Below are 16,160 nucleotides of genomic sequence, written 5' to 3' on the forward strand. Positions count from 1 at the left end.
TCAGTACTCCCCCATATCGATCGGTGTCGCATAGTTCGATCGCGGCTGTAGCCCCGCGAACCGCTCCGTATCCAGTTTTTCGAGATACTCCGTGCGGTCCTCGACGCCCATCACCCACTCGTCCAGCCAGTCCACCGTCGACTCGTGCGTTTCGGTCTGCTGGTCCCAGTCGAGATACGCCTGATTATCCCTATCGTAGTATCCCTGTGCGTAAGAGGGATGTGAACCGTACGGTTCCTCCACCACGTAATCCACCACGGTGTCCGGGATGAGCGTTCGGTTCGGGTCGCTCCGGATGACGTCGGTGTCGACGATTTCCTCGACACTCAACACGACCGTGTCGGCCGCGAAAGCCGCCTCGACCATCTCACCGACGATACCCCACAGTTGCGCGCTTCCAAACTCGTCGGCTCGCTGTGCTCGAACGACTGCGACGTCCGGTTTTAACGGTGGGACGACTGGAATTTCTCCCGGCTCCTCCCCGTACGGGTTCTCGACCGTTCGGATCGCATCGATGTGCTCGGGGTAGTCGGACCCGACGAAGGTTCGAAGCGGCAGGAACGGCAGGTCACGAGCACCGGCCTCCAAGCGAGAGATGAGACCGAAGTGCGAATATTCGTCGATGGATATCCCACACGGCACCCCGTCCTCGAAGGCGCGGCGGAAGCCACGAAGGCTCCCGACGCCGGGATTCCCCGCCCACGAGAAGATCAGCTTGCTCGCACAGCCCGCGGCGATCATCTGGTCGAAAATCAGATCCGGCGTCGCCCGCGCTAACGTGAGATTTTGGTACCCTTGTCTGATGATTTCGTGTCCCGCAGCGAAGGGGATCAGATGGGTGAATCCTCCGAGATATATCGTTTGTCCGTCCTCGATAGCGACCGATATCGCCTTCGTCATATCCATTACCTTGTCCATTTTACGTTCCCCTCCGTCGGTGGGGACCCGTGTGTTCACCGGCAACTTCCATGGAGATTGGTATCACGTGTGATGTAATAAATCTCGGGTTCTCCGGGATGTCGTCCCGTCCTCCTCTCGGATTTCCACGAGAACGATCCGGAGATCATCGACGTTGGTGCCGGAATTCTCCGTATCGTACCCAACAACGGACACGTGGAACGTACGAAGACCCCGCCTGGACGGTGGGTTACGGCGTCTCTTTCAGGGGCCGCCGGTGTTGACCCAGCCCCCATCGACGAGGATTCCCTCCGCGGTCACGTACGATGAGAGTTCGCTCGCCAGAAAGACGGCGACGTTGCCAAGGTCGTCGGGCGTCCCCAACCGATCCAGCGACGTCTCGGCTGCCCGGGCACGAGCGGCCTCCTCTGGGTGGTTCTCGGCGAGTCCGGTTTCGTCGGTGAATCCCGGCTGAATGGCGTTCACGCGGACCTCGGGTCCGAGCAGTTCGGCGACGCCGAAGGTCATCGATTTCACGCCCCCTTTCGCCGCACTGTAGAGGATGGAGCCGGGTTCGACGAATCCCTGTTCGGCGGCGGTGCTGGCGACGTTGATGATGGAGCCGCTACCGCGTTCGACCATCCGCTCACCCGCGGCCTGACAGCCGTAATACGCACCCTTCAAATTGACGTCGATCAGCGTCGCGAAGTCGTCGTCGGTCGTCTCGAAGAAGTCGACCGAGTGGACGATACCGGCGTTGTTGACCATCACGTCGATGCCGCCGAACTCGTCGGCGGCGTCCACCGCGCTGACGAGGTCGTCGTAGTTCGTCACGTCGCATTCGACGAACAGACCCCGCGAGTCGGTTTCGTCCTCGATGGCTTCCAACGTGGGTGCCGTGTTCGGCGTTCGGGGCGTCTCCCGTACGTCGGCAATGACGACGTCCGCTCCGTGCGCAGCGAGTTTCAGTGCGATTCCGCGACCAATGCCGCTCGCGCCGCCGGTAACGACGGCTGTCTTGTCGGCCAAAAGGCTTGACATACGATATCATTCCGCAGGTGCTGATATGAAAGCTACGGTCCGCCCGACCTTCCCGAGCAGTTCGTTACCGACCACGAAAGCATATATGCACCATCCCTGTATTACGAATCATTATGGTATCTCACGCTATCGACGGCGGCGGCGACGTTACCCTCGCGGTAGAGGACGTGGGGAGCGGGAAGCCAGTGGTGTTCGTCCACGGCTACTCCCAGAGCCTGCTCTGTTGGCGAAATCAGTTCGAGTCGGATCTGACCGACGATTTCAGACTCGTCGCATTCGATATTCGCGGACACGGGGAGTCGGACAAACCGCGCGATGCGTACTCGGATTCGGAGTTGTGGGCCGAGGACGTCCACTCCGTTCTCACCGAACTCGAATTGGACGACGTCGTCCTCGTCGGGTGGTCCTACGGTGGGCTCGTCGTCCTCGACTACATCGAGGCGTTCGGGACGGACAGGGTTGCGGGCGTTAATCTCGTCGGGGGCGTTTCGGAAATCGGCACCGAGGCGGGTACCGCACGGCTCGGCTCCGAATACATCGATCTCATCGAGGGCTTCGTCTCGACCGATGCCGAGGTGAGCGTTCGGACGTTGCGGCAGTTCGTCGAATTGTGCGTCTACGACGAACTCTCACCCGCGGACCGGTCCTACATGCTCGGCTATAACGTGGTCGTTCCACCGCATGTCAGGGACGCGCTCCGCGACCGCACGGTGAGACACGACTCCGATCTCGCGGCGCTCGACGTTCCCGTCCTACTGTCCCACGGCGAATCGGATGCCGTCGTCCTCCCGGCGGCGTCACGGGAGTACGCTGAGCTCATCGACGACGCGACGCTGTCGATGTACCCGAAGACGGGTCACTCGCCTTTCTGGGAGCATCCCGAGCGGTTTCACCGCGAACTCCGGGACTTCGTGCTCGGACTGTAGACGACACACGGTTGACAGAATCTTTTTATATTGGTCTTCGGGATGGTACTGTATGCCCGCACTGCGTATAACCCGGATCGAGGACGTCGGCGAGCAGACCGTTGCGATCGAAGTCGAGACGCCGACCGAATTCGAGGCCCATCCGGGCCAGTTCGTCCTGGTTCGAGCGACCGTCGACGGCGAGGAAGAAACCGGCTACTACACTATCTCTTCGCCCGATGTCGAGGAGGTCTTCGAGATGACCGTCGCGGTGGACCCCGACGGGACGCTTGGACCCTGGCTCGGCGAGCGAACGCTCGGAGAGGAAATCACCGTCGAGGGGCCATTCGGCGACGTTCGCTACACCGGGGACGCCGACGCGTTGGTGTTTGCACGCGGCCCCGGTATCGGACCGGCGGTCGGTATCGGGGAACGTGCGAGGGAGTCAGGGCGAGACGTCACTATCGTCCACGGCGGAAACCGACCACCACACCGGAAACGTCTCGCCGATTTGGAGGAGCGCGGTGCGACAGTCGTCCTCACGGAAGACCTCGCCGGAACGGCGGAGTCGGTGGCCGCGAACCAAACGTACGTTTTCGGGTTTCAGGGGTTCGTCGAGGAGGTGAAAGACGCCCTCGTCGCTGCTGGCGTCGACCTCGCCGATGTCGAAATAGAGAGCTTCGGCCCCGCGTAATTTAGCACGGCGACTCCCCTCATAGAAACGGTGGCTGTAATCCACACGCAGTCGTCGTAGTACTCGGTAACGGCCTTCGTTGGCGGATGACCGTGGAGGAAGTCATCGTCCGCTACGGCGTGATGATCTCTGTTCGTGGATAACACACCCCAATCTATAAGATACCTCTCCTCACATACGCAAATTAGAATATCACATGGCAGGCGATCAACTCGTCCGAATAGGGGCACTGCTAATCGATGGCCTCAGTATTGGACTGCTCTACGCGATGCTCGGGCTCGGAATCACGCTGGTGTTCGGTCTCGGCGGTATTTTGAACCTCGCGTTGGGTGTGTTCAGCATCACCGCGCTTATCGTAACGTTTGAACTGACGGGATCGTTGCCGATCGTCGTCGCCGCGGCCGTCGCGATCGTTGGCGTGGCGGCGATGGGGTTGATTCTCGAACGAACGCTCCTGCAGCTCGTGTATCGATCCGAAGGTGACGACCGACTGATGCTCGGCATTTTCACGACGCTCGGACTTTCGATTCTACTCCAAGGGGTTCTCTCGATCGAGTACAGCGGGTTGTTTTCCGTCCCTGCCGAAATCTCCTCGGTACAGGTCTTCGGCGCGTTTATCAGAGGCGGCTCGCTCGTCACGCTCGCACTGTCGCTGCTGACGTTGTTGTCGATGTACCTGTTTTTCAGCCGGACGTACACCGGAATGGCAACCCGGACGATAATGCAGGACGAGATCGGTGCAGTCTACTGCGGCATCGATACGAGACGGATGAGAACCTTCGTGTTCGTCCTGAGTATCGCAATTGCGAGTTTTGCGGGCGTGCTTTACGGGCTGACGTTCGAGGCCGGCGTCTCCGACTCCTTCGATCTCACCATCACCGCCGTTATCGTCTCCATCGTCGGTGGCGTCACGAGTATCCCCGGCGTCGTGGCTGCGGGTGTTCTGATCGGGATTCTGACCACCTTCGTCAGTGCGTTCTTCGGGTCGTACGTCGCCACCATCTCGCTGTTCGGTACGGCAATCGTCGTACTCCTTCTGAAACCGGAGGGAATCCAATGAATTGGAACTATTCCCGAATCTTGGCCGTGGCGGTTATTCTGTTCGCCATTCCACAGCTGTTCTTCGCGCCCGGCATGAGCTACTTCTCGCGGGTCTTCATCCTCATGGCGCTGTACGCCATCCTGACCGTCGGGCTCAACATCGTCTTCGGCCACACCGACCAACTGCTCCTGTTCACCGGTGCAATCACCGGTGTCGGCACGTATACGACCGTACTCGTCGCGCAAGGGTACGGTATCTCCCCTTGGATAACGTTGTTCCTCGGAGCGTCGGTGGCCGGTGTCATCGGAGCCATCGTGTGCTACGTCGCGGCCATCCGCGAGCTCACGGTCATCGTCATCTCGATCCTCACCCTCGCACTCCAGTTCTCCATCATCGAACTCATCAACAGTTTGCGCGATATCACCGGCGGAGTAACCGGACTCTCCTTCTCGGGGCTGCGTCTAGAAGCGATCGAAAACGCCCTCGGCTTACGCGAAGAGGTCGTGCTGTTCTATACGATCTCCGTGATCCTGCTCGCCGTTCTCCTCCTGTATCGGTATCTCATGCACTCCAAGTATGGGTTGGCATTCGAGATGATCCGGCAGGACGAGACCGCAGCCGAGTCGGCGGGTCTCGACGTGGTGAAGTACAAGACCTTCGCCGGCTTCGTCGCGACGTTTATCATGGGTCTCACCGGGCCGTTCTTCGGACAACTCTCCGGGTACATCACACCGAACCTGTTCTCGTTCAATTCTATAGACGTCCTCATCCTCATCATGCTCATCGTCGGCGGACTCAGGACGACGTACGGCCCGCTCGTCGGGGCAGCACTGATCATCTTCCTGAACGAGGAACTCCGGTCGTTCGCGGAGTACCGTTCGATTCTCCTTGGAACGCTGTTGATCGTTCTCTTCCTTTACTTCAGGGACGGCATCGTTCCCTTCGTCGACGAGCGTCTGGAGAAGTGGAACCTCAGACAGCGGGTGGCAAAGCGAATGGCGAACTTCCGCCCCGGCTCGTAAGAACTCGCATCCAGTCCCGCCCGATTCCTCCCCCGAATACCTTTTTATCGGTATCACTCGTACAGCATAGATATGGCCGACGGAAATGACTTAACGGTACCACAGAACGTTATCGAGGAGACGTGCGGGGAAACTCCACTCCCCAAACTCGGAATCATAGAACAGGTCTGGGAGACGGATGCGATTCCGGAGCCGGAAATCGCTACCCGGGCGGCGGAAACGGTCCAGGATCTACCGTTCGAGGACGTCCCCGAAGGGGGGACGGTTGCGCTCGGTGTCGGGAGCCGTGGAATCGCAAACCTCCCGGACGTGGTCCGCGGCGTCGTCGATGGCGTTCGAGACATGGGATACGATCCGTTCATCGTGCCGGCGATGGGGAGTCACGGCGGTGCAACTGCGGACGGACAGCGGGAGAAGCTCGCGTCGCTCGGTGTGTCGAGGGAGACCGTCGGCTGCGAGGTTCGATCGAGTATGGACGTCGTCACCGTCGGAACGACGCCCGATCGAGGCGTACCGCTCCATTTCGATGCGATAGCGGCTGACGCCGACGCGATCGTCCCGATAAACCGAATCAAGCCGCACACCGACTTCGACGGGAGCGTCGAAAGCGGCCTCTCGAAGATGATAGTCATCGGACTCGGGAAACAACGCGGTGCGAAGACCGCACACGATTGGGCTGTCGATTGGAGTTTTCGAAACATGATCCCCGAGATCGCCGAACAACTCCTCGAAGAGTTGCCGATCGTCGGCGGTGTCGCCATCGTCGAGAACCAACACGACGACACCGGATTGCTCGAAGCGATTCCGCCGTCGGGGTTCCTCGACCGGGAACGGGAACTGCTCGAAACCGCCTACGACATCATGCCAAAGATCCCGTTCGAGTCCGTCGACGTCCTCGTCATCGATCGGCAGGGAAAGGACATCAGCGGACAGGGAATCGATACGAACGTCATCGGCCGACGGCCGTTCAGCATCAACGAACCGGCCCCCGATACCCCGGCGATAAAGCGCATTTACGTCCGGTCACTCACCGAAACGACCAACGGAAACGCCATGGGAATCGGGTCCGCGGATTTCATCCACCGCGACTGCTTCGAGGAGATAGACGCCACCAAATCGCTCATCAACGCCATTACCGCGAGTACGACCCGCGGTGTTCGTGTTCCACCGGTGGTCGAAACCGACCGGGCAGGGTTTGTCGCGTCCCTCTCCACCGTCGGCATCGTCAAACCGGAGTCAGTTCGGGTCCTCCGTGCCACTGATACGATGCGCCTCAAACGACTGTACGCGTCGGAGGCACTGGTCGAGGAAGCACGCGACAGGGACGACCTTCGGGTCGTCCAAGAACCGAAATCGGTGCGATTCGAGGACGGACGGTTCGCTTCGCCGTCACCCGACCCGCACCGATAGCCGGGCCGTCTCGTCTCCGACGGACTCGCGGGCTGTTCGAATGTGATATGCCGCTCCTCGCACCGTCGTTCACTTGTCGAGCGAGCCGGGCTCGAACGCGGGGAGCGGATCGGTCCGGAACTCCTCTTTCGGTGAGAACGCCCCGTCCGACCAGTACTCGGGGGAACTGCCGACGTCGAACGAGTTGTACACCTGAACCGAACCCTTCGGTTCTCCCCAGTCGGTGTACTCGATGTTTGCACCGTAGAGGAGATCGAACGACCCCGTTCGTGTCGCTTCGGCGACGTCCTTGGGGTCCGTGGAGTCCGCCTGCTCTATCGACTTCGCGACGAGTTGAACCGCGGTGTATCCGTTCACCTGCGCGTGGTCGAACAGTCCACCGACGTCCTCGTTGAAACTGGACGCTACTTCCGCATAGTCGTCGGTGTACATGTCCGTCGAGTTGAACGAAGCGAATGACCGATCGATTTTGTCGCCGATGGCGTTGTAGTCCGCTTCCATCGGGGTGATAGCGCCGAGGAACAGGTCCGGTTCCAAACCGATCTCGTACATCTGTGGATAGAGGGAGCTAACCCCCGCTGGGTGGGCGGTACCCAGGAACACTTCGATGTCGTCGGGGAAGTTCCGTAGTTGGGGGACGAAGTCCGTTTGGGGGACCGGTGCCGTGTCCCTCGTCACGTTGATATCGTCGGGGAAGTAGGCTTTCATCGCCGCCTCGTACTCGTCACCCCAGACGCCGTCCTCGAAGATGACTCCGACGTTGGTGTACCCACGGTCCCTCACGATCTGTGCCTGTGCTCGACCGACGGTCGGTGTCGCGGGCAATGCGGTTCGGAACGTAAACTGCGCGTCCTGTGGGACGACTTTCACTGCGCCCGCCGCGTGTAGATACAGCGGCACCTGCTTCTTTTCGGCTATCCGTCTCGCCCTGATCGCGGCCTCCGATGCGCCGGGGCCGATGCCCGCAACGGCGTTGTCCCTCTCGATGGCTTCGGTGAACGCGTTCTCCGCGGTCTTCCCGCTGCTCGCCGTGTCCACGGTTTTGACCTCGATATCGCGCCCGTTGACGCCGCCGTCCGAGTTGATCTGTTTGGCCGCAAACTCCGCGCCGTCCCGATGACGCGGTCCGTACACGGCGAACGGTCCGGAGAGTGGTTGGAGCGAGGAAATCACGATGGGTCCGTCGCCGTCACCGCTACTACCACCGTTGAAAAGACACCCTGCGGCGAGTGTCGTTGATACGCCTGCACCGGTTGCTTTCAGAAACGTACGTCTCTTCGTACCCGGGGGGGAATTGTGAGTCATGCTGCTCCTTTCTAGCCGCAAAGGGAACGTATTTATCTCTTTCTTTAATATAAGAAGTGTAAACAGCGATAAAATCATCTGCTAGCCTAGAATATATTAAAACATGAACTCAAAACCTTATATTAGGGGCCCGCTATCCGCTCAAGTAGCTCTGTCTGACGTGGTCGCTATCGAGCAGCTCCTGTCCGGTTCCTTCCGCAGCGATACGTCCGTTTTCGAGAAGATAGGCACGATTCGCGAGATCGAGTGCTTGATCGACGTGCTGTTCGATGAGGACGACCGTAACATCGTTACTGATCGCGTCGATTTTTTCGAACACTCGTTCGACGAGTTGCGGCGCGAGAGCGCCCGACGGTTCATCAAGGGCCAACACCTCCGGCTTCGCCATCAGCCCTCGGCCGATTGCAAGCATCTGTTGTTCACCGCCGCTGAGCGTGCTCGCCTTCTGCTCCCGCCGCTCTTCGAGGACGGGAAACATCTCGATGACCTCCTCGAGCGTCCGCTCGAAATCGTCCCGTTGGGTGTACGAACCCATCCGGAGGTTTTCGTACACCGAGAGATCGCCGAAGAGGTTCCGCTTTTCCGAGACGTGGACGAACCCGTTACTGACCCTGTCGCTCGGGGCCATCGACGACCCCGGTTCGCCAAACAGCTCTATCTCGCCGCTCGTGGGGTCGAGCACGCCCGAGAGCGTTTTGAGTAGCGTCGTCTTTCCGGCACCATTTGGGCCGACGATTGCGACGACGGAATCGTCATCATCGATTTCGAGCGAGACGTTCCAGAGGACCTGCAAATCCCCGTAGTGGACGTTGAGATCGTTAACCGTGATCATCGTCACACCTCCACCCCGCCGAGGTACGCTTCCGCCACGTGGGGGTCCTGTTGAATCCGTTTCGGCGTCCCGTCCGCGATCTTCTCCCCCTGGTTGAGGACGATTATCCTGTCGGTAGCAGCCATGATGGCGTCCATCACGTGTTCGATCCAGAACACCGAGATGCCGAACTCGTCGCGCGTCTTCTGGAGGTTTGCCGAGAGCTCCCCGAGTTCCGCCGGCGTCAGTCCGCTCCCGATTTCGTCGACCAGGATGAGTTTGGGCTCGGAGGCCAGTGCCCGAGCGAGTTCGAGTTGTTTTCGGTGGGCGATCGTGAGGCTGCTTGCGTCCTCTTCGGCCTCGTCTTCGAGGCCGATGAATTCGAGGTACTCCCACACTTTTTCGCGTTCTTCGTCGAGCGATCCCGAGTCCTTCTTTCCGAACACGGCTCCGGCGAGAACGTTGTCGAGTACCGTGGACTCGTTAAACGTCCGAGCCGTCTGAAAGGTCCGGGATATCCCTTGGCGAGCGATCTCGTGTGGCGATCTCCCCACCACCTCTTCGCCGTCGAAGGTGATACTGCCGTGTTCCGGCGTGTAAACGCCGGCGATCGAATTGAACAGCGTCGTCTTCCCCGCACCGTTCGGGCCGATGAGACCGACTATTTCGCCACTGTCGATGCTGAAGTCCACGTCATCGACGGCGGTTAGACCGCCGAAGCGTTTGGTTACTTCGCTAGCCGTTAACATGGGTAGTGTTTTCCTGCACCACGATATAAATCATAGGGTATCCCTCCGCACGGGAGCGAACTGGGTTGTCGACGGTTGGCAGCGAACGTCCCCCGTCGTCAATTTCGTGATGAAGACAAACCACGATGCGGGTTGACATCATCCGGAAGAATTAATTAGAAACCGGGGAGTTGTGAGAGTATGTCTCACGATACCGTCCTCTCGCGGGAGACGCGAACAGTCGTATCGCCAAGCAACGTCGTCGTCGGTGCCGGTGCCGTCGAGGAAGTCGGCGACTACGCGTCCCTTTACGGGACAACGGCGCTGCTCGTCGCAACCGAACGGATTTTCGACGTTCACGGGGACGTGGTACTCGAAACGCTCGACGAACAGGGAATCGAAACCGTCGTCTACACCGACGTCCGTCCCGACCCGACCGTAGAGAACATCGAGGAGGCGTACGAATCGTGGGAGGAACACGACTGCGACATCGTCGTCACCCTCGGCGGCGGCTCGTCCATCGACACCGGCAAAGGCGTTGGCATCCTCGCCGGAAACGGCGGCGAGATTCGGGATTTCGGCGTCGACAAAGCCGGATACGAAGGTGTTCCGAACCCGACGCCGCCGCTTCTCGCCGTCAACACGACGGCCGGAACCGGCAGCGAAGCGACCCGCTCCGTCGTCGTCAGCGACGAATCGACGGCGACGAAGTTCCTCATCGTCTCGAAAAACGTCGTCCCGGACGTCGCCATCGAAGATCCGGAACTCACCGTTTCGCTCCCTCGGAGCCACACCGCGTTTACCGGTATCGACGCGCTCACCCACGCCATCGAGGCCTACGTGTCGGTGAACTCGTACGGTATTCCCGACGGATTCGCGGTGGAAGCGATGCGGCGCATCGCACGGTCCCTTCCGGTCGCGTGGGCGGACGGCGAGAATCTCGACGCTCGCGCCGACATGCTCGTGGGGCAGCTTCAAGCCGGGCAGGCGTTCACCAACTCCTCCGTGGCGCTCGTCCACGGCCTCGCACGCCCGCTTGGGGCGCAACTTCACATTCCACACGGGCTGGCGAACGCGCTCATCCTCCCGTACGTCGCGGATTTCTCCGCGATGGCCGCGCCGGAGAAGTACGCGACCGTCGCACGCATCCTCGGTGCGGCGGACGAAGACGACGACACCCGTACCGCCGCCGACCGGGCGGCCGACGGCATACTCCGACTCTGTGACGACCTTGACCTGACCGGCTACCTCGACGACTTCGGCGAGGTGCCCGCTCGTGAAGAGTACCTCGACGTCATCGAGGAGATGACGCAGGACGCCATCGATTCGGGCTCGCCCGCCAACAATCCGCGGAAGCCGACGGCCGAGGAGATCCGCGAACTGTACGTCGAAATCTACGACGACGCGCTTGCTCCCGACGGTCGGCGTCGTTCCTGAAACCTCCCGTCTCTCCCGAACGGTTCCGATTTCACGTCTCGTCACGACCGAACTGGTCGAATCAAAACTACTAATGGGGGTGGTAGATAACTGATACGTATGTCCGAAACAAAGAGCGACCAGGACAGCGTCGGGAACTACATCGGTGGACAGTGGACGGACGCCACCGGCGCTGACGGAATGGACGTAATCGATCCGGCGACCGGGGAACCGTTATCCTACGTCGGATTCAGTACCGAGGACGATGTCGACGACGCCGTACGGCAGGGTCAGCGGGCGTTCGAATCGTGGAGCAAGCGGCCGATCGAGGAGCGCATCCAACCGTTGTTCGAACTGAAAACCCTCCTCGAGGCGAACATCGACGAACTGGCCGAACTGCTCGTCCGGGAACACGGAAAGACGTTCGGCGAGGCGAAGGGGGAACTCCGTCGCGGCATCGAGAACGTCGAAACTGCCTGCGGAATGCCGACGCTGATGCAGGCTGGCCACGTCGAAAACGCCGCACCGAACATCGACGAGACGGCCGTCCGGAAGCCGCTCGGCGTCTTCGCGGCCGTCACCCCGTTCAATTTCCCCGGAATGATTCCGCTGTGGTTCCTGCCCTACGCCGTCGCGTCGGGTAACTCGTTCATCCTCAAGCCGAGCGAGCGCGACCCGCTGACCGCCAAACGACTGTTCGAACTCATCGACGAAGCCGGATTTCCCGACGGCGTCGTCCAGTTGGTCAACGGAAGCGTCGACACGGTGAACGCGATACTCGACCACGACGGTATCGAGGGCGTCTCCTTCGTCGGCAGCACGCCCGTCGCGAAGACCATCTACGAGCGGGCGGCGGCCAACGGCAAGCGCGTACAGGCACAGGGCGGCGCGAAAAACCACATCGTCGTCTCGGAGACCGCCGATCTCGAGTTCGCCGCGGAAAAGAGCGTCTCCTCGGCGCTCGCCTGTGGCGGCGAGCGCTGTCTCGCGAACGACGTTATCTGTGTCGAAGAGGGCGTCTACGAGGAGTTCGTCGACCTCGTCGTCGATATCGCGGGCGATCAAACGGTCGGCCACGGACTCGACGGCGAGACGGACGTCGGCGCTCTCATCACGCCGGAGCACGAAGAACGGGTTCGGAACTACGTCGAAACGGGGGTTCAAGAGGGTGCGACGCTCGTCCTCGACGGACGGGACGTCGAGGTGGACGGCTACGAGGACGGGAACTTCCTCGGGCCGTGCGTGTTCAGGGACGTCACCGAGGACATGGTCATCTCTCGCGAGGAGATCTTCGGCCCGGTTCTCGGTTTGATGCCCGTCGCCGACGTGGACGAGGGTATCGAGGTGCTGAACGCGTCGGACTTCGGGAACGCTGCGAGCCTGTTCACCGGTAGTGGAGCGGAAGCACGAAACTTCCGACACAACGCTCGGGCCGGTAATCTCGCCGTCAACGCTGGCACCGCCGCACCGATGGCGTTCTTCCACTTCGGCGGGCGGAAAGATTCGTTCTTTGGGGACCTCCATGCGCAAGCGGAGGACGTGGTTCGATTCTACACGGACGAGACGGTGTACATCGAGCGTTGGCCCGACGCCTGAGGCGTTCGGTCCGTGTTCACGGGTTTCTTTGCGTTTCACGACCGGGATTCCGGAGTGCTCTCCGCGCACCGAAGATCGTCTCTCTCCCATGGTCGGCGAAATATCATATACTATTAAGTAGTACTAACACACATAATTTTCCCATGGAGACATTTGCGTTCCACCTGATGCCGTATCAGGATATCGAAGACCTGTCCGAGAAGAAATCAGCTTGGCCGTGGGCCGAGTACGATTACGATCCGGAGAAAGGTGCCCAGTATTATCAGGAGTACCTCGGCCAACTCGAATACGCCGCCGAGTTAGGTTTCGATGGTGTCGGCGTCAACGAACACCATTATAACGCATATGGGTTGCAACCCGGTCCGAACATCACGGCGTCGAATCTGGCCGCCCGAACCGAGGATACCACCATCGCGTTTTTCGGCAATTTACCGGCGCTCCGTGAAAACCCGGTGCGGCTCGCGGAGGAACTCGCCATGTTGGACAACATCACCGAAGGCCGAATCATCAGCGGTTTTCCCCGCGGAATTCCGAGCGAGTATTTTGCCTACGGCGTGGACATGGGCGAATCCCGAGGTCGATTCGAAGAGGCGTGGGACCTCATCATGAAAACGTGGACCGCCGACGAACCGTTCGACTGGGACGGTGAGTACTTCCAATACGAGAACGTGTACATCTGGCCGCGTCCGTATCAGGATCCGCATCCGCCGATGTGGATGCCGGCGGAGAGCGAAGAATCGCTTCGCTTCACCGCCCGTAATCACGTCCCTACCGGACTCGTCTTCCAGCCGGTCGAGACGATCAGCGAGAAGTTCGATGAATACCGCCACTATGCGGAGGAGGACTACGGTTGGACTCCGAGCGACGAGGACTTCAGCGTCATGCGAGCCATCTACGTCGCCGAGACGATGGAGAAGGCCCGCGAGGAAGCCGAACCCCACCTACGGAAGTTCTACCAGACGCTCACCGCTGGCGTCCACATCGGCGTCTCTGCGAACATGATGGGCGACCAACCGTACGACCCGGAAAAGTGGGACGAGTACGTCGAAGAGCTTCACCCGCACGGGGAGTTCGCATTCAACTACGATTTCGACGAGTTCCAGGAGTACGGCGAAACGATCGTGGGCACGCCCGAATACGTCGTCGAAACGCTCGAAAAACAGTACGAGGAGGTCGGCGGATTCGGTCGGATCGTGGGGCAGTTCCACTTCGGCGACTTGCCGGACTGGAAAGCCCGCAAAAACCTCCGACTGTACGCCGACGAGGTCAAACCCGAAGTCGACGAGATCGGCGAGGTAAACCCCTAATCGTCCGGTTCGTCTCCCTCGATAACCGACAGATCCTTTTTCCGATCGAATTCCCCCATCGTCCGTATTTAACCCATACCCCGAACGTCCCGAAACCTCTTGGTCCCCCAGCGGGAAGTGTGGATCGTATGCTACCATCGCTTCATCAGTCGCTGTTAATGGTCACGGATCTGACTGCATCGACGGCGTTCTACGAGGACATCGTCGGTCTGGAGACCGATCGGGTCGAAGAGGGGAACGTGGAGTTTGCAACCGGCGAAGGGACGTTCGTCCTCGAAGAGGATTTCGATCCCGAGGTGCTCGACGCATTCGGATTGGACGACCCCGGTGACGATAGAGGAAAGGGGGTCATCGTCGCCCTCGACGTCGGGACTCCGGACGACGTGGACGCCGTATGCGAACGCGCCTCGGAGGCGGGAGACGTCGTTCGAATGGGGCCGATGGACGTCGATTGGGGACGTCGAATGGCCCTTCTGTCGGACCCCGACGGCTACACCATCGAGGTTTCGGCCTCACTTTCGGCGTGATACACCTGAAGTTATATATCGTGGGAGAACACTTCCTAATGTGATGCGTGCACAAGAACCACATCCGCAGTTAAAAGCTTTCATGGCAGAGACCGAAGACGCACCGGCGTTCCACGAACTTCCGGTCGAGGAAGTGCGGGGGATTACGTCCGGGGTTTTCGCCGTCGAGGAACCCGAACCCGTCGGGGAGGTCCTCGACGAAACGATCGATGGTCCGGGCGGCGATCTGCCCATCCGAATCTACCTACCCGAGGGCGAACAGCCGTTTCCGGTGACGATGTTTTTCCACGGCGGCGGATTCGTCTCCGGCGGACTCGATAGCCACGACGAACTCTGTCGGAGACTGACGAACACCACCGAGGTGGCTGTCGTCGCGGTCGACTACAGACTCGCTCCGGAGAGCCCCTTCCCAGCGGCCGTCGAAGATGCGTACGCAGCTACCGAGTGGGTCGCTGCGAACGGGGGCGAATACGGCCTCGACACCGATCGTCTCGCTGTAACAGGTGACTCTGCCGGTGGAAACCTCGCGGCGGTCGTCGCGATGATGGCACGAGATCGGGACGGTCCGTCCATCGAGCATCAGGTCCTGCTCTATCCTCCCGTCTCACATCACCTGAACTGGGACTCGGTCGACGAAAACGGGGAGGGATACTTCATCACGAAGGAGGATTTGACGTGGTTCGACGATCACTACTTCGAGCATCCCATCGACGAGATGAACGTGTACGCGTCACCGCTTCTCGCCGCTGATCTCGGGGACCTCCCCCCTGCGACGATCGTAACGGGTGGGTTCGACCCGCTCCGCGATGAGGCCATCGCGTACGCCGATCGGCTGGAAGCGGCCGGTGTCGATGTGTCCCATTACCACTACGAAGACGTCATACACGCCTTCGTTCAGATGGCTGCCCAGCCGTTCGAATTCGACCCGTCGGTGAACGCACTCGCGGATATCGCCGGGGATCTACGATCCGCGCTCGAATAGAACCGAGTGGGCTCCGCAATGACCCGTACGTCGTCGATTATGGATCACTCACGCAACCGACAAATGACATTCACAGTACGAGGAATCGTGACCAGTGGCTTCGGGAGGGGAAAGAAATTCGTCGCGATGGAGGGCTACGCCCATCAGTTCGAGCGAGAGTTAGGGTACGAACCGCATCCAGGTACCTTGAATCTCGAACTGGATGCCCCGGTTCGAGAACGACTGGCGCGTCTCGACCCCACGCGTCTCGACGGCTGGGAAGCGGATGACCGCTCGTTTGGTGCCGTCGACTGTTATCCTGCCGTCGTCCCCGGGAGCACGGACTCGGTTCCGCTCCATTTCGTTCTCCCCCACCGCACCGACTACGATACGTCCACCATCGAACTGATCTCACCCGTCAACCTTCGGGAGCGGTTCGGCCTCTCCGATGGGACGGCCTTCGAAATTCGAATCCAATCCGGGGGTACCGAGGTTTAG

16 protein-coding genes are annotated in these 16,160 nt (G+C 60.3%); 11 read left to right on the forward strand and 5 right to left on the reverse strand.

The window, feature by feature from the left end; genetic code table 11:
- Together LJF34_RS21290 and LJF34_RS21295 are read right to left on the reverse strand one after the other, a co-directional pair.
- On the reverse strand, positions 1–918 hold the full coding sequence (locus LJF34_RS21290) for a CoA-transferase (protein WP_231187617.1): 918 nt from the start codon (positions 916–918) through the stop codon (positions 1–3).
- A 243-nt stretch (positions 919–1,161) separates the two neighbouring features.
- Positions 1,162–1,938: a glucose 1-dehydrogenase gene (locus LJF34_RS21295; protein WP_231187619.1), complete on the reverse strand. Its 777-nt coding sequence runs from the start codon at positions 1,936–1,938 to the stop codon at positions 1,162–1,164.
- A 113-nt stretch (positions 1,939–2,051) separates the two neighbouring features.
- On the opposite strand from LJF34_RS21295, the gene LJF34_RS21300 reads away from it, so the two are divergent.
- The 5 genes from LJF34_RS21300 (at position 2,052) to LJF34_RS21320 (ending at position 7,011) form a co-directional block, all read left to right on the forward strand.
- Positions 2,052–2,864, forward strand: a complete 813-nt coding sequence (locus LJF34_RS21300) for an alpha/beta hydrolase (RefSeq protein WP_231187621.1) — start codon at positions 2,052–2,054, stop codon at positions 2,862–2,864.
- Between the two features lie 52 nt (positions 2,865–2,916).
- On the forward strand, positions 2,917–3,537 hold the full coding sequence (locus LJF34_RS21305) for an FAD-dependent oxidoreductase (RefSeq protein WP_231187623.1): 621 nt from the start codon (positions 2,917–2,919) through the stop codon (positions 3,535–3,537).
- A 196-nt stretch (positions 3,538–3,733) separates the two neighbouring features.
- Positions 3,734–4,597: a branched-chain amino acid ABC transporter permease gene (locus tag LJF34_RS21310; protein WP_231187625.1), complete on the forward strand. Its 864-nt coding sequence runs from the start codon at positions 3,734–3,736 to the stop codon at positions 4,595–4,597.
- Positions 4,594–5,601 (forward strand): branched-chain amino acid ABC transporter permease, encoded by a 1,008-nt coding sequence (locus LJF34_RS21315; RefSeq protein ID WP_231187627.1) that lies wholly within the window; start codon positions 4,594–4,596, stop codon positions 5,599–5,601. The genes LJF34_RS21310 and LJF34_RS21315 overlap by 4 nt, the downstream gene beginning before the upstream one ends.
- Before the next feature lie 72 nt (positions 5,602–5,673).
- Positions 5,674–7,011, forward strand: coding sequence for a lactate racemase domain-containing protein (locus LJF34_RS21320; protein WP_231187629.1), 1,338 nt, complete (start codon positions 5,674–5,676; stop codon positions 7,009–7,011).
- A 69-nt stretch (positions 7,012–7,080) separates the two neighbouring features.
- On the opposite strand, the gene LJF34_RS21325 is transcribed toward LJF34_RS21320, so the two are convergent.
- The 3 genes from LJF34_RS21325 to LJF34_RS21335 all read right to left on the reverse strand — a co-directional run bounded on the left by LJF34_RS21325 (position 7,081) and on the right by LJF34_RS21335 (position 9,876).
- Positions 7,081–8,184: an ABC transporter substrate-binding protein gene (locus tag LJF34_RS21325; RefSeq protein WP_231187631.1), complete on the reverse strand. Its 1,104-nt coding sequence runs from the start codon at positions 8,182–8,184 to the stop codon at positions 7,081–7,083.
- A gap of 265 nt (positions 8,185–8,449) precedes the next feature.
- Positions 8,450–9,148: an ABC transporter ATP-binding protein gene (locus LJF34_RS21330; RefSeq protein WP_231187633.1), complete on the reverse strand. Its 699-nt coding sequence runs from the start codon at positions 9,146–9,148 to the stop codon at positions 8,450–8,452.
- Positions 9,149–9,150: 2 nt separating this feature from the next.
- Positions 9,151–9,876: an ABC transporter ATP-binding protein gene (locus tag LJF34_RS21335; RefSeq protein WP_231187635.1), complete on the reverse strand. Its 726-nt coding sequence runs from the start codon at positions 9,874–9,876 to the stop codon at positions 9,151–9,153.
- 180 nt (positions 9,877–10,056) lie between these two features.
- Here LJF34_RS21335 and LJF34_RS21340 point away from each other — a divergent pair, with 180 nt between their 5' ends.
- The 6 genes from LJF34_RS21340 (at position 10,057) to LJF34_RS21365 (ending at position 16,160) form a co-directional block, all read left to right on the forward strand.
- Positions 10,057–11,292: an iron-containing alcohol dehydrogenase gene (locus LJF34_RS21340; RefSeq protein WP_231187637.1), complete on the forward strand. Its 1,236-nt coding sequence runs from the start codon at positions 10,057–10,059 to the stop codon at positions 11,290–11,292.
- Between the two features lie 99 nt (positions 11,293–11,391).
- Positions 11,392–12,867: a CoA-acylating methylmalonate-semialdehyde dehydrogenase gene (locus tag LJF34_RS21345; RefSeq protein WP_231187639.1), complete on the forward strand. Its 1,476-nt coding sequence runs from the start codon at positions 11,392–11,394 to the stop codon at positions 12,865–12,867.
- Positions 12,868–13,010: 143 nt separating this feature from the next.
- The gene (locus LJF34_RS21350; RefSeq protein WP_231187642.1) at positions 13,011–14,174 is read left to right on the forward strand and encodes an LLM class flavin-dependent oxidoreductase; all 1,164 of its coding nucleotides are present in this window, start codon (positions 13,011–13,013) and stop codon (positions 14,172–14,174) included.
- Positions 14,175–14,302: 128 nt separating this feature from the next.
- Positions 14,303–14,701, forward strand: coding sequence for a VOC family protein (locus LJF34_RS21355; RefSeq protein WP_231187645.1), 399 nt, complete (start codon positions 14,303–14,305; stop codon positions 14,699–14,701).
- Positions 14,702–14,783: 82 nt separating this feature from the next.
- On the forward strand, positions 14,784–15,683 hold the full coding sequence (locus LJF34_RS21360; protein WP_231187646.1) for an alpha/beta hydrolase: 900 nt from the start codon (positions 14,784–14,786) through the stop codon (positions 15,681–15,683).
- Positions 15,684–15,770: 87 nt separating this feature from the next.
- A complete protein-coding gene (locus tag LJF34_RS21365) occupies positions 15,771–16,160 on the forward strand; it encodes a CTP-dependent riboflavin kinase (RefSeq protein ID WP_231187648.1) in 390 nt (129 codons plus the stop codon).

This window comes from Haladaptatus sp. DYF46, from assembly GCF_021083305.1.
Taxonomy (GTDB): domain Archaea; phylum Halobacteriota; class Halobacteria; order Halobacteriales; family Haladaptataceae; genus Haladaptatus.